21 protein-coding genes and 1 tRNA gene are annotated in these 23,227 nt (G+C 68.0%); 15 read left to right on the top strand and 7 right to left on the bottom strand.

What is annotated here, in order from left to right; genetic code table 11:
- The first annotated feature begins 248 nt into the window (after positions 1-248).
- The 5 genes from QSJ34_RS15915 to QSJ34_RS15895 are packed head-to-tail and all read left to right on the top strand — an operon-like array spanning position 249 to position 5,140.
- Positions 249-881 carry a CBS and ACT domain-containing protein gene (locus QSJ34_RS15915; protein WP_285577093.1) on the top strand — a complete coding sequence of 211 codons (633 nt, stop codon included), beginning with the start codon at positions 249-251 and terminating at the stop codon, positions 879-881.
- Entirely contained in the window at positions 878-2,011 is a 1,134-nt protein-coding gene (locus QSJ34_RS15910) for an acetoin utilization protein AcuC (protein WP_285577091.1), read from the top strand. Before QSJ34_RS15915 ends, QSJ34_RS15910 begins: the two co-directional genes overlap by 4 nt.
- A gap of 36 nt (positions 2,012-2,047) precedes the next feature.
- A complete protein-coding gene (gene ruvA, locus QSJ34_RS15905) occupies positions 2,048-2,635 on the top strand; it encodes a Holliday junction branch migration protein RuvA (protein ID WP_285577090.1) in 588 nt (195 codons plus the stop codon).
- On the top strand, positions 2,632-3,570 hold the full coding sequence (locus QSJ34_RS15900) for a 2-hydroxyacid dehydrogenase (protein ID WP_285577089.1): 939 nt from the start codon (positions 2,632-2,634) through the stop codon (positions 3,568-3,570). Before ruvA ends, QSJ34_RS15900 begins: the two co-directional genes overlap by 4 nt.
- Before the next feature lie 28 nt (positions 3,571-3,598).
- Positions 3,599-5,140: a tetratricopeptide repeat protein gene (locus QSJ34_RS15895; RefSeq protein ID WP_285577087.1), complete on the top strand. Its 1,542-nt coding sequence runs from the start codon at positions 3,599-3,601 to the stop codon at positions 5,138-5,140.
- A gap of 326 nt (positions 5,141-5,466) precedes the next feature.
- On the opposite strand, the gene smc is transcribed toward QSJ34_RS15895, so the two are convergent.
- Entirely contained in the window at positions 5,467-8,976 is a 3,510-nt protein-coding gene (smc, locus tag QSJ34_RS15890; protein WP_285577086.1) for a chromosome segregation protein SMC, read from the bottom strand.
- Between the two features lie 214 nt (positions 8,977-9,190).
- Here smc and QSJ34_RS15885 point away from each other — a divergent pair, with 214 nt between their 5' ends.
- The 10 genes from QSJ34_RS15885 to QSJ34_RS15840 all read left to right on the top strand — a co-directional run bounded on the left by QSJ34_RS15885 (position 9,191) and on the right by QSJ34_RS15840 (position 16,941).
- On the top strand, positions 9,191-9,922 hold the full coding sequence (locus QSJ34_RS15885; RefSeq protein WP_285577084.1) for a hypothetical protein: 732 nt from the start codon (positions 9,191-9,193) through the stop codon (positions 9,920-9,922).
- Positions 9,922-10,845, top strand: a complete 924-nt coding sequence (locus QSJ34_RS15880) for a hypothetical protein (protein WP_285577081.1) — start codon at positions 9,922-9,924, stop codon at positions 10,843-10,845. The genes QSJ34_RS15885 and QSJ34_RS15880 overlap by 1 nt, the downstream gene beginning before the upstream one ends.
- A complete protein-coding gene (locus QSJ34_RS15875) occupies positions 10,842-11,423 on the top strand; it encodes a hypothetical protein (RefSeq protein ID WP_285577079.1) in 582 nt (193 codons plus the stop codon). Before QSJ34_RS15880 ends, QSJ34_RS15875 begins: the two co-directional genes overlap by 4 nt.
- Positions 11,420-12,070 (top strand): hypothetical protein, encoded by a 651-nt coding sequence (locus QSJ34_RS15870; protein ID WP_285577077.1) that lies wholly within the window; start codon positions 11,420-11,422, stop codon positions 12,068-12,070. Before QSJ34_RS15875 ends, QSJ34_RS15870 begins: the two co-directional genes overlap by 4 nt.
- 17 nt (positions 12,071-12,087) lie before the next feature.
- The gene (locus tag QSJ34_RS15865) at positions 12,088-14,451 is read left to right on the top strand and encodes a secretin N-terminal domain-containing protein (protein WP_285577075.1); all 2,364 of its coding nucleotides are present in this window, start codon (positions 12,088-12,090) and stop codon (positions 14,449-14,451) included.
- Entirely contained in the window at positions 14,448-14,906 is a 459-nt protein-coding gene (locus QSJ34_RS15860) for a type II secretion system protein (RefSeq protein WP_285577073.1), read from the top strand. Before QSJ34_RS15865 ends, QSJ34_RS15860 begins: the two co-directional genes overlap by 4 nt.
- A 98-nt stretch (positions 14,907-15,004) precedes the next feature.
- Positions 15,005-15,090: transfer RNA gene (locus QSJ34_RS15855), tRNA-Leu, on the top strand.
- Between the two features lie 172 nt (positions 15,091-15,262).
- Positions 15,263-15,532: a 30S ribosomal protein S15 gene (gene rpsO, locus QSJ34_RS15850; protein WP_285577072.1), complete on the top strand. Its 270-nt coding sequence runs from the start codon at positions 15,263-15,265 to the stop codon at positions 15,530-15,532.
- Between the two features lie 129 nt (positions 15,533-15,661).
- The gene (locus QSJ34_RS15845; RefSeq protein WP_285577071.1) at positions 15,662-16,342 is read left to right on the top strand and encodes an NUDIX domain-containing protein; all 681 of its coding nucleotides are present in this window, start codon (positions 15,662-15,664) and stop codon (positions 16,340-16,342) included.
- The gene (locus QSJ34_RS15840; RefSeq protein WP_285577069.1) at positions 16,339-16,941 is read left to right on the top strand and encodes an L-threonylcarbamoyladenylate synthase; all 603 of its coding nucleotides are present in this window, start codon (positions 16,339-16,341) and stop codon (positions 16,939-16,941) included. Before QSJ34_RS15845 ends, QSJ34_RS15840 begins: the two co-directional genes overlap by 4 nt.
- Positions 16,942-17,174: 233 nt before the next feature.
- Here the strand turns inward: QSJ34_RS15840 and QSJ34_RS15835 are convergent, their stop codons facing one another.
- The 6 genes from QSJ34_RS15835 to QSJ34_RS15810 all read right to left on the bottom strand — a co-directional run bounded on the left by QSJ34_RS15835 (position 17,175) and on the right by QSJ34_RS15810 (position 23,199).
- Positions 17,175-18,575 carry an L-serine ammonia-lyase gene (locus QSJ34_RS15835; protein ID WP_285577067.1) on the bottom strand — a complete coding sequence of 467 codons (1,401 nt, stop codon included), beginning with the start codon at positions 18,573-18,575 and terminating at the stop codon, positions 17,175-17,177.
- 23 nt (positions 18,576-18,598) lie between these two features.
- Positions 18,599-20,173, bottom strand: coding sequence for an L-aspartate oxidase (gene nadB, locus QSJ34_RS15830; RefSeq protein ID WP_285577064.1), 1,575 nt, complete (start codon positions 20,171-20,173; stop codon positions 18,599-18,601).
- Positions 20,170-20,967 (bottom strand): DUF309 domain-containing protein, encoded by a 798-nt coding sequence (locus QSJ34_RS15825; protein WP_285577062.1) that lies wholly within the window; start codon positions 20,965-20,967, stop codon positions 20,170-20,172. Before QSJ34_RS15825 ends, nadB begins: the two co-directional genes overlap by 4 nt.
- On the bottom strand, positions 20,964-21,695 hold the full coding sequence (gene yaaA / locus QSJ34_RS15820; protein ID WP_285577060.1) for a peroxide stress protein YaaA: 732 nt from the start codon (positions 21,693-21,695) through the stop codon (positions 20,964-20,966). Before yaaA ends, QSJ34_RS15825 begins: the two co-directional genes overlap by 4 nt.
- Positions 21,692-22,399 carry a DUF3473 domain-containing protein gene (locus QSJ34_RS15815; protein ID WP_285577294.1) on the bottom strand — a complete coding sequence of 236 codons (708 nt, stop codon included), beginning with the start codon at positions 22,397-22,399 and terminating at the stop codon, positions 21,692-21,694. Before QSJ34_RS15815 ends, yaaA begins: the two co-directional genes overlap by 4 nt.
- A 104-nt stretch (positions 22,400-22,503) precedes the next feature.
- Positions 22,504-23,199: a MotA/TolQ/ExbB proton channel family protein gene (locus tag QSJ34_RS15810; protein WP_285577058.1), complete on the bottom strand. Its 696-nt coding sequence runs from the start codon at positions 23,197-23,199 to the stop codon at positions 22,504-22,506.
- Positions 23,200-23,227: the final 28 nt, after the last annotated feature.

The raw sequence follows: 23,227 nt of genomic DNA, 5'->3' as shown, positions 1-23,227 counted from the left end.
AGGAGGGGGGCGCAGGGCGGTGCGGGTTCACCGTTCAAGCCCGCTGACGCAGCATGGGAGCCCTTTGCCATCAACCCTTCGGGCTGGGGCGGCAGCCGTCGGGATGCTGCGTCAGGCTCCTCGTCCTTGGAACCGCCAAGGCCTTCGTCGCCTTTCTTGCCTCCCTCGGCTGGCGCCCCAGTGCAACCCCAACCCATTATTTGGACACGCTCCGGATTTCCGGAAGCCCTGATTCGAAGGAGGTGGCCATGCTCGTGAAGGAAATGATGCGCAGGCCGGTGACGGTGGTCCCTGTCGGAGCCACCCTCGGCGAGGCCAATCAGATCCTCCAGGCCCGCGGATTCCGCCACCTGCCCGTGATGGACCAGGGGCGCCTCGTGGGCGTGCTCACCGATCGGGATATCCGCTTCGCCACCAGCAGCCTCTGCCCCGAGCCGCGCAGCGGGGACGATCCCGTGTCGCTGGCCATGAGCAGCCCGCCCCTGACGGCCGATCCCCTGGATCCCGTGGAGGACGCAGCGCGCATCATGCGCGAGCACAAGATCGGGTGCCTGCCCGTGCTGGATGGCGGCGAACTGGTGGGCATCCTCACGGGCATGGATCTGCTCGACGCCCTCATGAGCCTGACGGGTGTGACCAAGCCCTCCTCGCGTCTGGAGGTGGCCCTCGTGGACCGGCCCGGCGAGCTGGCCCGCCTCACGGCCCTCCTCGCCACGCGACACGTCAACATCCATTCCATCCTCACCTACCCCACGCCGGATGAGGCGGTGCGCACGGTGCTGCGGGTGGATTCGAACCAGATCCGCAGCCTGGCGGACGATCTCCGCGCCGCCGAATTCAACGTGCTCTGGCCCCTTCCGAAGCTTCGACCCGTTCAATGACCGTCCTGATCCACCGCGCGGAATACGCCGGGTACGACTTCGGCCCGGAGCATCCCTTCACGCCGGCCCGGCTGGCCATGCTGCTGGACCTGCTCCAGGGCCTGGGTCACCCGGCCACGCCCCTTGCCGCGCCCGCCGCCACGCGAGAGGACATCCTCAGCATCCACGACGAGGCCTACGTGGCGATGGTGGAGGCCTTGGATCGCGGCGAGGCGCGGCCCGAGGCCGAGCGCTTCGGCCTCGGCACGCCGGACAATCCCATCTTCCCGGGAATGGACCTCGCGGCCCGCTGGCTGGTGGGCGGCACCCTCCACGGAGCGCGGATGCTTATGGACGGCGCCGACACGCGCGTCCTCCAGCTCGGGGGCGGCCTGCATCACGCCCAGAAAGACCGGGCCGCAGGCTTCTGCCTCTACAACGACCTGGCCGTGGCCATCCGCGCGTTTGTGGATCACGGCTGGCGTGTGGCCTACCTCGACATCGACCTCCACCACGGCGACGGCGTGCAGAACCTGTTCTACGACAACGACCGCGTGCTCACCATCAGCCTCCACGAAACGGGCCACTACCTCTACCCAGGCACCGGCCACATCCAGGAACTGGGATCGGGCCCGGCGCGGGGCCTCAGCGTGAATGTGCCCCTGGAGCCCTTCACGGAGTCCGACAGCTACCTGGAGGCCTTCGAATCCGTGGTGCCGCGAGTCCTGGAGGAATTCTCCCCCCATGTGCTGGTGGTGCAGGCCGGCGCCGACGCGCACTTCGCCGATCCCCTGGGCGACCTCGCGCTCACGACCCAGGCCTTCGAAACCCTCTACCGCCGCATCCTCGACCTGGCCAAGACACACACGCAGGGCCGGGCCCTGTTCACGCTGGGTGGCGGCTACGATGCCCAGGTGGTGGCGCGCGTCTGGGCCATCCTCTACCTCACGCTGATGGACCTGCCGATTCCCGAGGCCCTTCCGGTCGCGTGGCTGGCGCGGTGGAAACACCTGCTCGGACCCGAGGTGGGCCGCACCCTCCACGATCCCGTGCCGGCCTTCGAGGCGTTGCCGGGCCGGGAGGAGCGCATGCGCCGCAACCGGGATGTGGTGGGCCGCCTGCAGGATTCCCTCCTCCGCTACTGGCTCTGAGCGCGTCCGAGGACGGCCTTCCGCTATCCTCGAAGGATGATCGGACGCCTGCGCGGAGAACTCATCCAGAAGCTGCCCAACCTGGCCCTCGTGGAATGCGGGGGCGTGGGCTACGCCGCCGCCATCAGCCTGTCCACCTACGGACTGCTGCCCGAGGCCGGCTCCCAGGTCGTGCTGCACACCGAACTGCTGGTGCGGGAGAACGAGATCTCCCTGCTCGGCTTCTCCTCCACCCAGGAGCGGGAGCTGTACCGCCTGCTCATCAAGGTGGACGGCGTCGGCCCGAAGATGGCCCTCGCGGCCCTGGGCGCGCTTTCGCTTGAAGACCTGGTGCGGGCCATTCGCGGGCGCGACGTGCGGACCCTCACCCGCATTCCCGGCGTGGGCAAGAAGACCGCCGAAAAGATCTGCTTCGAACTCTCGGAGAAACTGGGCGGATTGTCGGGGCTCGATGGCCTGTCCGGCGTGCCCACTGGCGATCCCTGGGAGGAAAGCCTGCGCTCGGCCCTCACCAACCTCGGCTTCAAGGAGGATGTGGTGCTGCCCGTGGTCGCCGAACTCCGCACCTCCAAACCCCCGCTGGCGGACGCCATCCGCCAGGCCCTGAAGGCCCTGCAACGATGAGCATCCGCATCCTCTCCACCTCACCCCTCGTCGGCCCCGCCCTGGCCGAACTCGGCGCGCGTTTCCCCAACCTGCGGCTCGCGGCGTTCCGCTCGCCCGAGTGGAACGCCGCCCTGCCCGAGGCCGAGGCCCTGGTGGTGATGCTGTCCGAACCCATCACGGAGGCGGATCTCGACGCCGCTCCGAAGCTGAGGGCCATCGGCACCTATTCCGTGGGCGTGAACCACCTGCCATTGAAGGCCTGCGAGTCTCGCGGCATCGCCGTGGTGAACACGCCGGGTGTGCTGACGGACGCCACTGCCGATATCGCCCTGGCCCTGCTGCTGGCCCTGACGCGCCGTGTGGCCGAAGGCGAGGCCCTCGTGCGCTCCGGCGCCTGGAAGGGCTGGGCGCCGGATCAACTGCTGGGCCCCGGCCTCGCGGGCAAGGCCTGCGGCATCCTCGGCAGCGGCCCCATCGGCCAGGCCTTCGCGCGACGCGCCTGGGCCCTGGGCATGCGGCCCCTCTTCTGGGATCGCGACGGTCGCGATGGCGAGGTGGATTTCGGCGCCGGGCGCGCTCAACGAATGTCCCTCGCCGAGCTGCTGCCCCTCAGCGCCGTGCTGTCCCTCCATTGCCCGCTGACGGATCAGACCCGCGGCCTGCTGGACCGCGCGGCACTCGAAAAGCTGCCGGAAGGCGCGGTGATCATCAACACGGCGCGCGGCGGCATCCTCGATGAGAACGCGGCCATCGACCTGCTCGAATCCGGCCGCCTCGGCGGCGTCGGACTCGATGTCTACGACGGCGAACCGCGGATCAACCCCCGCTGGCTGCAGGCGCCGCGCGCCGTGCTGCTGCCCCATCTCGGATCGGCCACCGTGGAAACGCGCGAAGCGATGGCGCGCCTGCTCTGCGACGGTCTTGGGAACGCCCTGACCGGCACTCGGGGGTGATACCCTGGATGCACTCACGAGGCATCCCATGGTACGCCCTTGGCTCAAGCTGCTAGACCCCGGACTGACGACCCTCAAGGCGGCAACCGGCCCTTCCTTTGAAGACCGGCTTGCGCTGGCTCGCGCCTTCAACGGACGCGCCCGCCATGAAGAGGCCCAGGAACTCCTCGAACAGCTGCTGGCCGAGGACCGGGCCCATGCGGAGGTCTGGTTCGAGCGTCTGCTCTGCTACGGCGACCATACCGGCGAAGAAGAGGCCCTGGAACTGCTCGGCCAGCTGGAATCGCTGCGGGACGAGCATCCTGCCGATGGCGGGCACCTGCGCAACCTCGCCTACCTGCGCCTGCTCATGGCCGATCTGGACGGCGCCGAGTTGGCGCTTCAGCAGGCCCTGGCCCTCAACGGCCAGGACCCGAAGGCCCTTGAACTGGCAGGTCTCCTGCAGCTGCACCTGAACCAGCCCTCGGACGCCAAGGCCTGGCTGCTGAAGGCCCTCAGCCTCAATCCGAAGGATCCCCGCACGCTGCGCCTGCTCGCCATCTCGATGGAACAGCTGGGCGACTTCGCGGGGGCCGAGGCCCAGCTCGTGGCCGCGCTTTCCGCCGAAGACTCCTACTACTGGGGCTGGCACGCCCTCGGAGAATTACTGCTGAAGCGCGGCGAACTGGCCGAAGGCTTCCGCTGCATCCACCGGGCCCGCAGCCTGCACGCCTCCGAACCCGCCAGCTTCTTCATCCTCGCCGAGATCTTCAGCGAGCAGGGCCATCTGGAATTGGCCCAGGGGCAGCTCCACACCCTCATGCTGCTGGCCCCTCCCGCTCCAGTGCTGGCCGAGGCCCAGGCGCTCCTGGGCGAACTGAAGCGCGACATGGGCGACCGCGACGGCGCCGTGTCCTACTTCAGCCTCGCCGCCGAAACCGATCCAGATGCCTCGAATCCCTGGGCCGCCCTGGGCGACATGGCGCGGGAGGAATGCCGCTGGGAGGACGCCCTGCGCTGCTACCGCGAGGCCCTGATGCGCGAACCCGACGCCGCGGACCTGCAGGTACAACTGGGCTACGTGCTCGTGGAAACCCGCCAGGGACCTGCCGCGGAGCAGGCCTTCCTCCAGGCCCTGGAGCTGGATCCGGGCGAATACAGTGCCTACCTCGGCCTTTCCGAGGTCTACCGCTTCGCCAACCGCCGCGAGGATCAGATGAGCATGGTGGACCAGGCCATGGCCCTGGCCCCGCAGGACGCGGATGTCTGGAACGCCAAGGGCGTGGCCCTCGAGGTGCTCAACCTCTGGAAGGAAGCCACCGAAGCCTACGAGAAGGCCCTGTCGCTGGAACCCCAGCACCGCAAGGCGGCGAACAACCTGGGCTTTGTGCTCGAGAAGCGCATGAACAACGGTGAGCCCGAGCTGCGCAGTCGGGCCACGGAAGCCTGGAAGCAGCGCTTGCTCATCTGCCGCGACGAAGACCAGAGCCTGAAGATGGCCACCGAACACCTGACCAGTCTGGGCGTGACCGACGAGACCATCCGCGAATGGCTCCGTCCGGGATTCCTCGTGGGCGAGACCGAAGGCTGAGCTCCCGTCACGGCTTCGTCACTCAAATATTTCCAGACAGTTACAAATAGGGCATTTTTCCCTGTGGAAAAGGCTGTGGATTGCCCCTATTTCGAGGTGCTAAATCCTGTCCGGATACAGGGTTCCTAACGCGAGCAGGGCAAATCTGCATCAATACAAGATCAATTATTTCAACTCTTAGATTGATGACGCTAGCAGAATCTGCCGACCCACCCAAATCCTGGGTTTTCCACAATTTCCGCTTTCTTTCGCATTGACAGCCAAGAACGCCTTGGACCCCGGTAGGTAGGGGCGAAAACGAACCTGTCAACCTCCATTTCACGCCATCAGACGAGGGCTTCCGCCTCCCGCAACTGGACGCTCACCAGCCGGGAGCAGCCGGCCTCTTCCATGGTCACGCCGTAGAGGGTATCGGCGGCCACCATGGTGGGTTTCTGGTGGGTGATGACGATGAACTGGGTGTCCGTCTTCATCTTCTGGACCATGGCCGCGAAACGCCCCACGTTGGCCTCGTCCAGGGGCGCGTCCACCTCGTCCAGCACACAGAAGGGGCTGGGCTTGAAGTGGAAGATGGCGAAGAGCAGCGAAATGGCCGTCAACGCCTTCTCCCCGCCGCTCAGCAGGGTGAGGGCCTTGGCGGTTTTTCCGGGCGGCTGGGCCGTGATCTCGATGCCGCATTCCAGCAGGTTCTTCGGATCCTCGAGGCTGAGGTGGGCACTGCCGCCCCCGAAGGCCTCGCGGAAGACTTCCTGGAAGCGGTTGTTCACGAAGTCGAAGGCCTCGCGGAACCGTTCCTCGCTGGTGGAGTTGATCTCCTGGATGGTGGATTCCAGGTTGCCGATGGCGGCGGTGACGTCGGCCCGCTGCTCGTCCATGAAGGCCATGCGCGTTTCGGCCTCTTCCAGTTCCTGGATGGCCAGGGGGTTCACGCCGCCCAGGTCCATGCGCCGGCCCTGCAGTTCGTTCAGGCGCGTCTGGTGGACCAGCTCGCCTTCTTCCCAGGCTTCGCGTTCCGCCTCGCTGAGGCCCGCGAGGAAGGCCGGCACCTCCAGCCCCAGCGCCAGTTCCACTTCCTTGGCCAGAGCCTCCTGGCTGCCCTGGACCTGGGCCCCGTGGATCAGCACTTCCTGATGCTGGGACCGCGCGTTTTCCAGGGCCTCCTGGAATTCGCGGGCCGACCGTTCCTGGACCCGCAGGTTCTCCTGATCCAGTTCCAGCCTCGGCTGAGCCTCTCGGGCCTGCTCCTGGACGCCTTCCCGATCCTGCAGGAGGCGCTGGGATTCGGCTTCCAGTTCGGCCAGGCGCTGGGCACAAGCCTGGATGCGCTCCACCTGTTCGCCGACCTCGGCCTCCATCCGCTGGCGCTCGGCCTCCAGATCGAAACGGCCCCGCTGGGCGAGCTGCAGGTGGCGTTCGTGCCCATCCCGCTCGGCCCAGGCGGCGTCGCGGCCCCGGGCCGTCTCCGAGCGCTGGTCGCGCCGCTCGTCCAGGCGCTGGCGCGCCTCGCGCACGAGGGTTTCCGATTGCTGGATGGCCTCCTCCAGCGCGGCGTCGCCCGCTTCCTCCGGATGCTCGTCGAGTTCGCGGAGAAGGCCCTGTAGGCGCTTGATCTCGGTTTCGATCTGTTCCCAGAGGGCGTCCGCCCGCTCGCTGGCGGCGCGGATCTCGGACAACTGGGCCTGGAGCGAGGTCTTCTGGGCCTTGAGGGTGTCGCTCCTCCGGCGCAGGGCACGCAGATCCTCATCGATCTCCAGGGAGCGTTCGCGGGCGGCGCGGGCCTCATCCCCGCCCCGGCCCCGCTGGGCCTCCAGATCCTCCAGGCGGTCGAGGAGCGCCTCCCGGGTGGCGCTGGCCTCCTCCTGCTCGGCCCTCAGCTTGATCGGCGAGGCCGCGGGCGCGGACACGCCGAGCTGCAGGGGACCGAAGGGAAGGCGGATGAAGCCGGGAGATACGAAGGCGAACTCGGGATGGGCGAGGGCGAGATCCGGCAGGGCCTCGTCCGAACAGCGGAAAGCCCGGTCCACCAGGGCCCCGAGCGGTCTTTCAGAGCCGCTCCAGCGGACGTGGTCCCGCAGCGGTTCGCAGCCTTCGGGCGCGGCTGGCGCCGGGGTTTCGGCCTCGAGGGCCAGCAGCAGATGCCCCGGCGCGCCCGCGGCCAGGCGGGCTCCGGCGACATCCACCGACAGGGACTGCAGCCAGGCGCCCAGCAGACGTTCCAGATCCGGGCGTGAGGCCTCGTCCACCGTCAGCAGTTCCACGAGCGCGTTGGGACGAATGCCCTGCTCCCGCAGCCAGCCGAGGCCCTTCTTCAATTCTTCGTCGCCGAAGCTCTGGGACAGCAGGTCCGAAAGCTGCCGCAGGCGGCGCTCGGCGGCATCCAATTCGGCTTCGGCGCGGTGATGATCCTGGGCCAGCACCCGCTGGGTCTCTTCCAGGGTCTCCGCCCGGCGGCGCTGGTCGAAGGCGGCCTCTTCGGCCTGCTCCAACTGGGAGAGCAGCCCCTCCAGGGAGCGATCCACCTGGGTGGCTTCGGCCTGCAGACTCTCCAGACGCGGCGACCGGACGGATTCCTCGTGGTTCAGGGCATCGAGTCGACCTTCGAGCTGCGCGATCTGGCTCTGGAAACCCAGCCGCTGCTTCTGGCGAGCCTGGGCCTCCTTCTGGCTTTCGGCCTTGCGCTCCCGCAGGGCGTGCAGTGCCGATTCCTCGTGTCGCAGCGCCCCCTGGGCCAGGGCCACCATCTCTTCGGATTTGGCCAGGTCCGCTTCCCACACACTCAGGCGTTCGGAGGCCTCCTTCAGCACCGCCTCCAGCGCCGTGAAGGTATCGCCCGATTCCGACAGCCGGTCGGCCAGGGTCTGGATGCGCTCCTGCAGGCGATGCAGTTGTCCCGTCGCCTCGTCCCGCCGTTCCTCCTGGAAACCGCGCTCCTGCTCCGCCAGCTGCAGGCGCTGATCCAGGCCCAGGATCGCGCTGTGGCGCTTGGCCTGCGCCTGCTGCTGCTCGTCTACCGAAAGGCGCAGCGCCTCGACTTCGGAGGCCTTTTCCGAAACCTGGGCCGTGAGTTCCGCCACCCTGCGCTCGATGGCATCCAGCTGATCGAGGATGCGCAGCTTGGCGGCCTCCAGTTCCACGGCCTTGCCCGCGAGCAGGATGCGCTGGGTGGCCTTGATCTCGGTGTCGAGTTCCTTGGCCTTGCGCGCGCGGGAAGCCTGGCGGCGCAGCGAATCCATCTGCTTGTTCAGTTCGAAGAGGATGTCGTCGAGGCGCTGGAGGTTGGCCTTGGTCTCTTCCAGTCGCTTCTCGGCGTCGGCGCGGCGCAGCTTGTAGCGCGTGATGCCCGCGGCCTCTTCGAGCAGCAGGCGGCGATCCTTGGGCTTGCTGCTGAGGATGAGGTCGATCTGCCCCTGCTGGATGAAGCTGTAGGCCCGCGTGCCCATGCCCGTGTCGAGCAGGAGATCCTGCACATCCTTGAGGCGGGCCTCGCGTCCGTTGATGCGGTACTCGCTGCCCGTGTCGCGGTAGAGGCGGCGCGAGATCACCACCTCGCGCGTCGCTCCCGGCAGGGCCGGATCCGGCATCTCGAGCACCAGCTTGACCTCGGCCATGCCCGTCGCCCGGCGCTGGGCCGTGCCCGCGAAGATCACGTCGGCCATTTCCGAGCCGCGGAGCATGGACGCGCGCTGCTCTCCCAGCACCCAGGCCAGGCTGTCGGAAATGTTCGATTTCCCGCAGCCGTTCGGCCCGACCACCGCCGTCATGCCGCCCGGGAAGCTCAGCTTCTGGGCGTCGGCGAAGGATTTGAAACCATGGAGTTCGAGAGAGATCAGGCGCACGCGGTCAGCGCTCCGGTGAAAACAGTGGGGAACATCTCCCTCCATCATTCCACATCACGCGTAGGATCCGACCCGCGCTTGCGGGCGGCCCCTTGGGAAACGGCCGGAAGCCCGTTAGACTTAGGCCTTCCCAGGCCAGTCAGGAGTCACCTGTGCAGCCTTTCCCAGCCCCCCCGTCTAGCCTGGCGGCCGATCACCGGCCGGGGGAAGGGTTGTGAAGCTGCCCCTCCTGGCTCCGCCCGACGCCTCCCTCCTGTGGCTCGACGCCCATCGGGTCGTGGCCGGAACCCATCGACGCCCCCTGAACGGCACGCCCACCGAGGACCAGCTGGCCCAGGCGCTGGCGGCCCTGCCTCCGGGCCCCACCCGCTGGGTCGTGGAAGACCTGTGGACCCCTTCGGTCCTGATGCGCGACCTCACCGAGCTGCCCCGCGGCGCCGAAGCCCAGGAGGCCTTCTTCAAGTGGCGATTCACCCAGGCCCTGGCCCTGGAGACGCCCCACTTCGTGCAGGCCCTGGAAGTCGAACCCGGAGCCTGGCTGGCTTCGGGCATCCGCGAAGATCTGCGCGAATCCATGCTCCAGCTGAGCCTGCGCCTCGATCGGACGGTCCACACGCTCACGCCCCGCTGGCTGTACCTCTACAACCTGCTGGCCCCCTCCCTCGCCCTGCCGGGCATGCTGCTGTCGCTGAGCCCCGTGGAATCCGGGCGCTACGCCGGCACCCTCGTGGCCTGGGGCCGCACGCTCTGCCTCCTGCGCCAATGGTCCGAGCCCCTCGATGCCGAAGGCTGGATGGAGGAGCGCATCGCCCCCAGCGCCGCCTTCCTTCAACGGGAATCGCGCCCGCCCCAGCAGCTCTTCATCTGGGGCGCGCCCGCCTGGCCCGATAGCGGCCTGGCCACCAAGCTCATGGATGATCGCCTCGTATTCGGGGAGAGCCGCTGATGGCCGTTCCGGTCCTCCACCTCAACCTGGCGCCGCGCCCCAGCCTCTGGCGCCAGCGGCACCAGGCCCTCGGCTGGCTCGGCCTCGGCCTGGGCATCCTCGTCCTGACCGGCGCCATCGGACTCACCTGGCGCGCCTACCACCAGGCCAGCCGGGCCGGACGGGACGCCGTCAGCCTGACCGAGGAAGCCAAGCGCGCCGCCAGGCAGGAACAGCAGATCCAGGCCTCCCTCCAGGACATGGACGTCTCCCGCGAGCAGGCCCGCTGGAAGCTGGCCGAGCGGATCCTGCTGGAACGCAGCCTGCCCTGGTCCAGACTCACGGCGGAGCTGGAGCAGTGCATGGTGCCCGACATGCGCCTGAAGACGCTGCAGCGGGCCCGCAGCAGTTCCCAGCAGGTGGTGATGAAACTCAAGGGCGAGGCGCGGACTCGCGTGGCCGAAGCCGCTTTCATCGAAGCCCTGCGCACCACCCCGGTCTTCGCGCAGGTCAATCTGGAGCGGGAAGCCGAGCGCCAGGGCGGCGGCTGGGATTTCGAGCTCAGCCTGCCCACGGCCGCCGTGCCGCCCCCCTTCCAGGTGAAGGCCATCAAGCTGGGACCCGCCGCTCCTGTCGCAGCGCCCCTGCCCGGAAAAACGCCGGGCAAATCCCCGGTGGCCTCCCCCGCGCCCGTGGCTTCGGGACGCCCGGGATCGGCCGCCGGCCGGGCCGTGGCGGGCCCGCTGCCCCAGGTCCAGTCCCCCCAGGTCCAATCACCCACGGGCCAGCCGTCCCCGCACGTCGTTCCCCCGTCGGCCAGGCCGACTCCGGAGACCTTCCAGCCCCGGCCGCCCACGCCCGCACCCACGAATGACGAGGAAGCCGGAGACCGCCGCCGCCGTCCCGCGCGGGCGCGCCCGACGGACCCAAGGAATCCCCAATGAACAGCCCCCTTCGCGCAAGCCGCCTCCGACTGGCCCTGGGCATCCTGGGGCTGGTGTCGGGCCTGGGCGTGGCGTTCTTTCTGCTTCCGGACGCCTCCCAGCAGCTGTCCCAGAAACTGAAGGCCAAGCGGGAAGCCGAGCTCAGCCGCAATCAGCAGGTCACCCAGCTCCAGGAACTCCAGCAGCTGGCGGACCGTATCCGGCGCGGACGGGAGACCCTGGCGGATCTGGAGACCCGCCTGCCCCGGGGATCGGCCGGCGAACTCCAGTGGAACCTCAGCAAGACCCTCCACGCCCTGGTGCAGAAGCACGGGCTGAGGCTGCAGACGGTGAAGTACGGCCTGCCCAGCCGCGAGGGCACCAAGGGCTCCGACCTGGAGGCCGTGGAAGTCGAATTCGTGGCCGTGGGCATCTATGCCAACCACAAAGCCTTCATGCTCGATCTCGAAGGATCCGGCTTGCCCTTCGCCGTGCGGGACGGCCGCCTGGAGGAAAGCCCCGAGGGCGCGCGGCTCACCATCGTGCTTCGAGCCTTCCGCAAGGCCAGTGGGCCCCAGGCTGAGGAGGGCGAGGCATGAGCGCATCCTCCAACGCCTTCGACTTCCAGGCCATGCGCCAGGAAATCCGGTCCAACCCCAAGACCCAGATCGCCCTCGCCGCCTTCCTGCTCGTCATGGGCTACGCCCTGTACTCCTTCCTCAGTCCGGATGCACCCAAGGGCCACAAGGCGGCCGCCAAGACCGGATCGAACCTCGATCCCCGGCAGCTGCAGGGCCTCCGCCGCCTGCCTGACCTCGCAGCCCTGGGCAAGGCTGGCGAACTGCCCCCGGTGGCCAAGCAGCAGCGGGATCTCTTCATGTTCGAGGCCCCGCTGCCGCCACCGCCGCCCGTGAAGGTGGTGGTGCCGCCACCGCCGCCGCCGCCGACAGCCGAGGAACTCCAGCGCCAGAAATTGGCCCAGGAGAAGGCCGCCGAATTCGCGGGCCGCCCGCAGGACCTGCGCTACCTCGGCTTCTTCAAGGGCAGCCCCTCGGGCAAGGTGGGTGCCTTCATGAAGGGTGAGGAACCCGTCACCCTGGTCCAGGGTTCCGTGCTCAAGGACCGGTGGAAGCTCATGTCTGTCCTCGATACCAAAGCCGAATTCCAGAACACGAAATACCCGGATCTGCGTCTGGTCCTGGAGGTCCGCGAGGCCTCCGGCGGCGCACCCGTGAACCAATTCTGATCCGAAGGATGCCCCCGATGCCGATTCCCTCCTTCGCCCAGCTTCGCAAACCGCTCATCGCCGCCGCGCTCCTGGTGCTGGCCCTCGGCTGCAGCCTCCACAGGGCGAACAAGGCCTTCGACGAAGGCCGGTATGACGAGTCCGTCGCCGAATACCGCGCCGCGCTCCGCAGCGATCCCACCAATACCAAGGCGCGCATCGGCATCAAGCGCGCCTCCCAGCGGGCCTCCGAACTGCACCTCAACCTCGCCCGCCAGGCCGAAATGAAGGGGTTCAGCGACACCGTGCTGTCCGAAGTCCGCAAGGCCCTCGTGCTGGATCCCGACAACCAGATCGCCCAGGACTGGCTCATCCGCCTGGAGGAAAAGGCCGCCCGTGACAAGGCCGAAGCCGATACCACCGAGGATCTCGAGTTGATGAAGATCAAGGCTGATGCCATGAACGCGATCCAGCTCAACCCGCGCTCCATCGACGGCATCGACCTGAACTTCAGCCGCAAGACCAGCCTGCGCGAGATCTTCGCGACCCTCAGCAAGGCCTCAGGGGTGAACATCATCACCCACACGTCGTACCAGGATCAGAGCGTGTCCATCGACCTCCGCGGCCTGCCCTTCCAGCGCGTGCTCGACACCCTCATGCTGCAGAACGACCTGTTCTACAAGGTGCTCGACAAGAACACCATCATGATCTTCAAGAACAGCCCCCAGAACCGCGAAGCCTACGAAAACCAGATCATCAAGACCTACTACCTGTCCTTCGCCGATCCCCAGGAACTCCGGCAGACCCTCACGACCCTCAACAACCAGCTCAAGGTGTTCACGGACAAGCGTACCAACGCGATCATCGTGCGGGCCAAGCCGACGGAACTGGCCATCGTCGACCAGGTGGTGCGCACCCTCGACAAGGGCAAGGCCGAGGTCATGGTCTACTTCGAGCTGATGGAAGTCACCGAGAACACGCTGGAGCAGGTGGGCCTGCTGCCGGTGCTGAACGCCTCGGATACTTCGGGCACGTACCGTTTCGGCGCGACCACGGTGAACAACACCTCGGGCATGAACACCAATTCGGGATTCACCAAGATCCACACCGCCGACATTCGCGTGCTCTTCCCCAACCTGGCCCTCGACTTCCTCAAGAGCAACGGCGATGCGCGCATGGTGGCCAGCCCGAATGTGCGGGTCGCCTCGGGCGAAACCGGCGAAGTGAACATCGGCGAAAAGATCTCCACCACCCAGAGCCAGCTCTCCCTGCCCACCGGCACCACGGGCGCCACCGCCGGCGCTTCCTCCCTGCTGGGCGGTGTCGGCCAGACCTCCTTCTCCTACGAGAACGTGGGCGTGAAGATCAAGGTGGAGCCCCGTGTTCACAACAACGGGGAAGTCACGCTGAAGATCGACAGCACCGTGACGACGCTGAAATCGGGCTCCACGCCTGGCCGCCCGGACCTGGGCCAGCGCGAGATCAAGACCTCCGCTCGCCTACGGGACGGCGAGACCGCCATCTTCGGCGGCCTGCTGAAGGACGAGGAGCAGAAGAGCCTCCAGGGCATCTGGGGACTCGCCGACATCCCGCTCGTAGGCCGGCTGTTCGGCAACACGCACAACAGCAAGGCCAAGACCGACGTGATCCTCACCATCCGCGCCGTGCTCGTCCGCAAGCCCGTCCTGACCGAGCAGGACATGGCGCCCTTCAATCCGGATGACGCCACCTCCAAGGCCGGCCCATTCTCTCCGGTCGCACCGAAGAAGACGCCAGCGCCTGCCACCACGACCAAGCCCGCCACAGCCGTGAATCCGCCTGCCACCCAGCCCACAGCCCAGCCCGCGCCGCTCAGTCCCGCCCAGCCCCCGGCCGTGCAGCCTCCCGCAGCGCCACCCTCGACCGCTCCAGCCGCCCCCCCGGCGGCGCCACCGACCGCGCCCCCGACCGCGCCCGCTCCCACAGACACCACCCAGGAAAAGAAGCCGGCCGACGCGCCGCCTGCGCCCTCGGACCTCGTGATCTTCATGTCCCCCGTGGCCTCTGAAATCAAGGTCGGGGAAAGGGTTCGCGTCACCCTGACGGTGAGCGGGGGAGGCGGCCTGAGTTCGGGCACCCTGGAGCTGAGACTGCCCCCCGGCCTGCGCCTTCAGGGCGTCACGCCCGGTGAATTCCTCAGCGCGGAAAACGGCACTCTGGAGCAAATCCCCGGCAAGGATGGCGCCTTGAAACTGGTCTTCCGGCGCAACCCGGCGGGCGCGGATGCCGGGCCCTTCGCCACCCTCGAACTGGAAGGCCTCAGCGCCGGGAACGCGCCCGTCCTCATCCAGAGCGGCCAGTTCCTGATGGGCACGAATCCCGTTTCCGGGCGCTGGTCCAACGCCCTCGTGACGGTGCAGTGAGCCGCCAGCGCGGATTCACCCTGCTGGAGCTGGTCGTCACGGCCACCGTGCTGATGATCCTCGCCTCCGTGGTGGTGCCATTGGCGCGCAACGGTTTGAAACGGCAGCAGGAAATCGAACTCAGGCGTGACCTCCGCGAAATGCGCGCCGCCATCGATGACTACAAGCGACAAGCCGAGCAGCAGAAGATCAAGGCGCCTCCCGCCGAAGCGAATTTCTATCCCGAAAGCCTCGAGATCCTCGTGGAGGGCGTTCCCGCTGCCGGCTCCCTCAACCGCAAGGTCAAGTTTCTCCGCCGCATCCCGGTGGACCCCTTCACCGGCAAAGCCGAATGGGGGCTGCGCAACACCAACGATGACCCCACCAGCACCAGCTGGGGGGGCGGCCATGTCTACGATGTCTACAGCCTTTCCCAGGGCACGGGCATGAACGGCATCCCCTACCGGGAATGGTGATCGCCCTGCGAAGAATCGGTGTTGCCTCCGACGGCGAACCGCGCTAGGCTTGGAGTTCGGCACATTCGGATCCCGCGGGACCTGGATTGTTCTTTCAAGCGGATATGGCGGAATTGGTAGACGCGCTAGTTTCAGGTACTAGTGTTCACAAGACGTGGGGGTTCGAGTCCCTCTATCCGCACCATTTTTTCGCCGGCAAAGCCGGCAAAAAAATGGTGATTGAAAAACGATAGGCATCTGGCCTTCACCAGATTTGACCCACCTTCGGTACGGGACTGAAGGTTTCGCCGCAGGCGATCTGACAACGCGAAGCGTTGGCAGCAGGGTGACGGGCGATCCCCCGAAAAGGAGCCACCATGGCCCTGAACGTTGAACAGAAGAAGATCATCATCGACGACTACAAGCAGCACGAGTCGGACACGGGTTCGCCCGAGGTGCAGGTCGCGATCCTCACCAAGCGAATCAACGACCTGACCGAACACTTCAAGACCCACACGAAGGACTACCACAGCCGTCGCGGTCTCATGATCATGGTCGGCCAGCGCCGCCGCCTTCTTGACTACCTCAAGAAGAAGAACAAGGAGCGCTACGCCACCCTGATCGAGCGCCTCGGCCTCCGTCGGTAGGTCAGTATTCTCCGGGGGTTCCGCGCTGCGCGCACACCCCCGGACCCCCGCGCAGAAGCCCGGCCAAGCCGGGCTTCTGCTTTTATCCTCCGAGGATTCCGGGATGCCCGCTTCTGCGGGCGTTTTGCTATGTTCAAAGCTATGGATCTGAAGCCCCTGCCCCGGCCTGAACATCCGGACCCCTACACCGTCCTCGACCGCCGGTTCGTCTACGACTCGCCCTGGATCCGCATCCGCGAGGATCGCTTCCGGCATCGGCGCGGCGCCGAAGGCCGCTACGCGGTCTGCGGATTTCGGCGCACCGCCTGCGGCGTGCTCGCGCTGGATGACCAGGACCGCGTGGTGCTGGTGGGTCAGTGGCGTTATCCGCTCGAGCTCTATTCATGGGAACTCCCTGAAGGAGGTGGCGACACCTCGGAGAGTCCCTACGAGGCCATGCGGCGGGAGCTCGCCGAAGAAGCCGGCCTCAGCGCCCAGATCTGGGAGCCCCTCTGCTTCTTCCATCCCAGCAATTCCTCCACCGAGGAGGAGGCCTTTCTCTTTCTCGCCACGGGCCTGGCGCCCCTCGAAGGCCATCACCCAGAGGATGACGAGGAACTGCTGCTCCATCGCGAACCGTTCGCTGATTGCCTCCGCCGCGTGCTGAGCGGGGAGATCACGGACAGCCTCACGGTCATGGCCCTGTTGGCCCTCCAGGCCCGGCGCAGCGGGGTGCCCGCGGAACTCGACGCAGCGCTTGCGGAGCGCTTCTTCCAACGGCCCTCAGAACATCCCTCCGCCGGCCGCGCGCGCTGGGAATCGCTGACATGATCCTCACCCTGCACCCCGACACGCCCCAGCTGCGCCACCTCGAGCGCATCGCGGAGCTGCTGCAGCGGGACGGGGTCATCGCCTATCCCACCGACACCCTCTACGGCCTGGGCTGCCTCGCCTCGCGCAAGAAGGCCGTGGACCGCATCCTCCAGATCAAGGGGCGCGATCCGAAGAAACCCATGTCCATCCTCTGCTCGGACATGGAGATGTTCTGCCGCTACACGCGCCACCTGGACACCCCCACCTTTCGCCTGCTGAAACAGATGCTGCCCGGGCCCTACACGGTGTTGCTGCCCGCCAGCCGCGAAGTGCCGCGCTACCTCCAGAACAAGCAGGTCGTCGGCCTGCGCATCCCCCACCAGCCCTTCTGCCAGGCCCTGGTGGCGCTGCTGGGCGAACCCATCATCACCACGAGCGTGGCGCTACCCGACCAGCCCGTGCTCAACACCGCCTGGGAGATCGAAGAGGAGCAGGGCCACGCGCTGGACCTCGTGGTGGACTGCGGCCAGCCCCTGGGCATCCCCAGCACCATCGTCGATCTCAGCGAAGACGAGCCCCTCTTGATCCGCGAAGGCGCTGGCCCCTGGCCGCTTTGATACGGTCTGTTGTTGGGGAAACAAAGGATCACCGCGAAGGCACGAAGAAAAGGCCAGATCCTTATCGATTTTCTGCGGCTTAAAAAGAGATCAACCGCGAATCACGCGAATCGCCCTTCGGGCGCGCGAATGGCGACCAGGCATCCTTCCGGCGTAGGTCCAGGCGGCCCATCCTCGCCGCATTCGCGTTCATTCGCGCCATTCGCGGTTTTTCTTTTTAAGGCAAAGCGGCATCAGCACTCGGGCAGGTTCACTGTGAAGTCCAGCGGGGCTTCGAGCACGTTCAGGGCCAGGCCGCCGCGGGAGGTTTCCTTGTACTTGCTCTTCATGTCGGCGCCGGTGTCGCGCATGGTGCGGATGACCTTGTCGAGGCTCACGAAGTGCTGGCCGTCGCCGTGAAGCGACATGCGGGCCGCGTTGATGGCCTTCACGCTGGCCATGGCGTTGCGCTCGATGCAGGGCACCTGCACGAGGCCGCCGATGGGATCGCAGGTGAGGCCGAGGTTGTGCTCCATGCCGATCTCCGCGGCGTTCTCCACCTGGTCCGGCGTGCCGCCCAGCACCTCGGCCAATGCGCCCGCGGCCATGGAGCAGGCCACGCCCACCTCGCCCTGGCAACCCACCTCCGCGCCGCTGATGGAGGCGTTCTCCTTGTAGAGGGCCCCAATGGCCCCCGCCGTGAGCAGGAAGCGCAGCACACCCTCGTCCGAGGCGCCGGGCACGAAGCGGCGGTAATAGTGCAGCACGGCGGGGATGATGCCCGCGGCGCCGTTTGTCGGAGCCGTCACCACCCGGCCGCCGGCGGCGTTCTCCTCGTTCACGGCCAGCGCGTAGAGGCTCACGAAATCGAGGGGCGTGAGGGGATCGCGGAAGCCGGCCTCGGGGGATTCCGTCAGGCGCCTATAGAGGGCCGGGGCGCGCCGTGCCACCTTCAGGCCGCCGGGCAACAGACCTTCCGTTGCGCACCCGCGCCGGACGCAGGCCTGCATGACGGACCAGATGTCCAGCAGGCCCTGTCGGATCTCGGCTTCGGGGCGCCAGGTCTTCTCGTTTTCCAGCATGAGCTGGCTGATGCTGAGTCCACTCTCGTTGCAGCGCGCCAGCAAGTCATCGCCGGTACGGAAGGGATGGGGGGCCTCGGCCCGCTCAGTGGCCACCGGCGCAGCGCCCTCCTCCACCAGGAAGCCGCCCCCCACGGAGTAGGTGACCTGGCTGCAGAGGGTCGTGCCGCCCCCATCCATCGCCGAGAAGCGCATGCCATTGGGATGGTAGGGCAGGTTCTTGTGCAGCAGGAGCAGGTGCTCCGCCTCGCGGAAGGCCACCGCATGGCGGCCCAGGAGGGCCAGACGTTCCGTGGCGCGGACCTGCGCCAACACCGCGTCCACGGAGGCAACGTCGACATCCTCCGGGGTCTCCCCCAACAGGCCGAGGATGACGGCCTTGTCGCTGCCGTGACCGCGCCCCGTGGCACCGAGGCTGCCGAAGAGTTCCACCAGAACGGACGAGGTGGCAGCCAGCGCACCCTCGCGCTCCAGCCTCTGCGCGAAGGCGCGGGCGGCCCGCATGGGCCCCACCGTGTGCGAGGAACTGGGGCCAATGCCGATGCGGAAGAGGTCGAACACCGAAAGCGTCATGGCTCATTGTCCCTGAATCGGCTTCAATCCACGCGGTAATGGCAGCCGCGGCTTTCGGGATTCTGCAGCGCCGCGTTCAGGATGAGCCGCGCGCAGATGATGCCGCTGCGCAGCTCCAGCAGCTCCCGGCTGAGGCCGGCCTCGTGGTAGAAGCGCTCGATGCGGTGGTTGAGGTAGTGCAGATCGGCCTTGGCGCGCTGCAGGCGCGCGCCGGTGCGCACGATGCCCGCATAGTTCCAGAGGGTGCTGCGGATGAGCCCCCAGTCCTGGTCGATGAGCAGGGGATCCGTGGGCTCAGGCGATTCGGGCATGCGCCAGGGCGCCAGCTCCGCGGCCTCGGGCGGGGCAGCCTCGGGCAGTTCGCGCACCGCGGCCTCGGCCCCGCGGAAGCCCCAGAGCAGGCCCTCCAGCAGGCTCGTGGAAGCCAGCCGGTTGGCGCCGTGCAGGCCCGTGCAGGCCACTTCGCCCGCGGCGAAGAGGCCCGGCAGGCTGGTGCGGCCCTCCAGGTCCACCAGCACGCCGCCGCAGAAATAGTGGGCCGCGGGCACGACGGGGATGGGCTGGCGGCTGGGATCCAGGCCTTCGGCGCGGCAGGCGGCCATCACGGTGGGGAAATGGGAATCCAGGTCCAGGTGCGCGGCCACCGGCGCCAGATCGAGGTACACGTTGGGCTCCCCGCTCTGGGCCATCTCCTGGAAGATGGCGCGGCTCACCACGTCGCGCGGCGCGAGTTCCAGCTGCTCCGGCGCGTACTGTTCCATGAAGCGTTCGCCCCGGCGGTTCACCAGCCAGGCGCCCTCGCCGCGCAGGGCCTCGGTCAGCAGGGTCCGCGGCTTGCCCGGCACGTAGAGCGCCGTGGGATGGAACTGCACGTACTCGCAGTTCACGATGCGTGCACTGGCGCGGTAGGCCGCGGCCAGGCCGTCGCCCGTGGCGCTCGGCGGATTGGTGGTGTGCAGGTACAGGTAGCCCAGCCCCCCTGTGGCCAGCAGGGTGCGCTTGGCCAGGGCCGCTTCCACCTCGCCCGTGGCGGGATCGAAGAGGAAGGCGCCGTGCACGCGGATGGGCTCGTAGACGCGCTCAGGACTGAGGCAGTGGTGGGGGCTCGTGATGAGATCCACCAGGCAGAGCCGCTCCCGTACGCGGATGTTCGGGTGCTTGCGCACGGCCTCGCTGAGGGCCGTCTGGATGGCGAGCCCCGTGGCGTCCTTGGCGTGGTAGATGCGCCGCGCGCTGTGGGCCGCCTCCGCCGTGGGATCTGGTGTGCCGTTGGGGCCCAGGTCGAAGGGCACGCCCAGGCGCTCCCACAGGAAGCTGCGGCAGAGCCCGGGACCTTCTTCCGCGAGCATGCGCACGGCCTCGTGCCGGCAGAGACCCGCGCCGGCGGCCTCGATGTCGGAAGCGAAGAGATCCGGCGAATCCCCGATCTCGGGAGGCGCCAGACCGATGATGCCGCCCTGGGCCCAGGCCGTGTTGGTGCCTCCCAGCTCATCCTTGGCCACCAGCACCACGGAGGCACCGAGGTCCGCGGCGCGCAGGGCCGCCGAGCATCCGGCGATCCCCGCACCCAGCACCAGCAGATCGGCCACGTCACTCATGCCAGCTCCCAGGTGGGGCGGTCCAGGGCCCAGAGGGGTCCGAACACCGCCTCATCATCCGCATCGTCCGCGTCCGCGGAGATGCGCTTCCCATGTTCCAGCCGTCGGGCCGTCAGGTCCAGCGCGGCCTCGGCCCGCACCTCGCCCCAGGGCGTGGCCACGCGGCCGCCACAGGCCGCCAGACGGCCCAGGGCCTCCTCCCACAGGGCCCGCAGCCCACCCAGGTTGTGCATCTGAAGGTGGTGGTAGCCGCCGGTGAGGAGGACGAGCCCCTGCAGCTGATCCTTCAGATCGCCCTGTGCGCCGCTCCAGAGGGGTTCGAGGGCATCGTGGCACTCGTGGAAGAGCCCGTGGTTGAACAGCGACACGCCGCAGGCCAGCGGATAGCGCGCGCCGAGCGGCAGCGGCGTGAGGGCGGCCAGCTGCCAGCCGCTGCGCAGGCTCACCAGGGGCCCCCAGGCACCCCAGGCCGACGCCGGCCGCCAGCCCGTAGAGCCAGCTTCGGCCGTGTCCGGCCAGGCGTCGCGGTGGGCCCTCCATGCGCCTTCCGGATCGTGATGGCCCAGGGCCCCGAGCATGCGGGCGGCATGGTTCAGGAGATCCGCCTCGGCGAGGCCTTCGGGATGGGCCTTGCGGATGCCCGGCGCGCCGAGGATCGTGGGCCAAACGAGGTGCTGGCGGGCCTCGGGATCATGCAGGGCGGCCTCCATGCGGTCCTGCAGGAAGCGGTGGACCTCCAGGGGCAGGCGCGGCTGGCGCTGCCAGAAGGGGGTGCGGTTGCAATCGTCGCTCATGGTTCCACCACCAGCCTCAGGTTCAGGCCGCCCAGCTCGTTGTCCGCGCTGCCCGCCCAGTGGCAGCCGGGGATGCGGCCCTTCAACACCCGGCGGGGATCCCCCTGCTGGTGCTCCAGGATCCACCGCCCCACGAGGCCGCGGTACTTCTTCGAAAAATGGCTGATGGCCTTCCCCCGGCCATCGACGATCTCCAGCGTGTGGCGCGGGCGCGCCCAACCCTTCAGCAGGTCCGCCGAATCCCCCGGAAGCAGCTCCCACACGGGCCCTTCCGGAAGGGCTTCGAGCTGGGCCCGCAGCGCCTTCCGCCAATGAGTCTTCAATCCCGGAATGGCGCCGAGTTTGAGCTTGTAGGGCGGCACGACCTCGTCGCCCCGCACGAGGCCGCGCAGGTTGGACAACACGAACACCTGGGACCACACCTCACCGGGAAGCGATGCCGCATCGAGGGCCTGGAAGGCGACGCCGCTGTAGCGCGCGAGCGCGGGCATCAGGGGCAATGTGGGCGCGCGGCCCGCCAGCGCCAGGGCCTCGGTTCGCGCCTTGTCGAGGGCCAAGTCCTTCACGTCGAAGGCCTTCTTCAAGGCTTCGGGCGAACCTGTCTTGGCCAGGGCCACGAGCCTTTCGCGCACCCAACGCTGGGCTGGTGTTTCCGCCAGGTGGCCCGGAACGCCGCCCGGGGCCTTGTCTTCGGAAGGCGCGAGGAAGATGAACGGCGAGTGCTTCATCGGGACGCCAGCCAGGCTTCGAGGCTCGTGAGGCGGAACCCCTCCAGGAGGTTTCGTAGACGTCCCCCGTATCCCCGCAGACCGGCGCTGTGGGTGAAGCGGTGGCCCAGCGAAAGGCCCGGCAGCCGCGGCTGATCCGCGTCCAGCTCCCAGGGATGCAGCACCAGGGGCGTGCCAGCGTCTTCCTGGGCCAGCGATTCCAGGGCCCGGCGCACCAGGCTGAAGGGCAGCACCCGCGGGCCCCAGCCCCAGAGCGGCATCCGCACGGGGCCGGACCAGAGCACCGGCGGCGGCAGTTCCCACAGGCCTTCGGTCAGAAGGTGCGGGCGTCGCGGGAATCCGGGATCCCCGATGACGGCCAGGGGCACGCGGCTGGAATCGTAGCGGAAGCCCAACTCCGGCAGGTCCCGCCACCAGTCGGCGGCCGGGCCGCGCAGGCTCCATTCCGGCGCGCGATGGCCCACCACCGCCTGACCACTCAGATCCTCCAGGAGGGCCTTGCCGTCACGCACCGAATCCCGCCAGGCGGCGCGGTCCATCTCGAAGGCCCGACGGTGCGTCAGGCCGTGAAGGGCGATGGCATGGCCCCCAGCGGCGATGCGCCGCAGCAGCTCCGGATGGCGCCGCGCCTGATCCCCCAGGCAGAACCAGGTGGCCGTGGCGCCCAGATCGGCGCACAGGGCCAGGGCCCGCTCCGTGGCCAGCTCCAGCCGGCACTCGAAGCGGTCCAGGGCCTCGGGCTGGTCATAGGGCGGGCAGCAGAGCTGAAACCAGTCCTCCCAGTCCAGGGAGAGGGGCAGCCGCTGTCTCAGGTGAAGTTCCGCTCGGAAAGGCTGATGAATTCGAGGGAGAAGTCATCCAATTCGGTCTGGAACTGCTTGAGCTGGCCCTGGAAGAAGTTGTAGGCCATGAGGGCGGGGATGGCCGCCACCAGGCCGATGGCCGTGGCCACCAGGGCCTCGGAGATGCCGGGAGCCACCGTGGCGAGGTTGGCGTTGCCCGTGGCGCCGATGCCGCGGAAGGCATCGATGATGCCCCAGACCGTGCCGAAGAGGCCGATGAAGGGGCTCACGGCCGCCACCGTGGCCAGGCCTCCCAGGGAGCGCTCCAGGCGCCCCATTTCCACGACGCTGGCCCGCTGGAGGCTGCGCTCCACCGCTTCCATGCTGCGCAGGGTGGGGCGGCCGTCCTGGCCCACCTGGCGCAGCTGGTAGGTCACTTCGCCATAGCCCGCCACGAAGAGGCCCACGAGGGGGCTCAGGGCGAACTTCTCCACCTGCTGCTTCAATTCACGCCAGTCCGTGGCGCGCTTGAACACGTTGCGGAACTGCTCGGAAATGGCCCGGCTGCGGCGGTAGAGCAGCGCCTTGCGGATGATGACCACCCAGCTGAGCAGCGAAAAGGTCCCGAGGATCAGCAGCACCGACTTGGAGACCGGCCCCGCGTGGAGCATGACCTCCAGCAGATTGACCTCGTTGCCCGTGGGTGATGCCAGGATCGCCATGCCCTCTCCTTCATCTCGAATGATAGCA

This window comes from Geothrix limicola, assembly GCF_030268085.1.
Lineage (GTDB): Bacteria > Acidobacteriota > Holophagae > Holophagales > Holophagaceae > Geothrix > Geothrix limicola.
The sequence above is the reverse complement of the archived record's forward strand: the minus strand, read 5'-3'. Positions and strand labels throughout refer to the sequence as shown.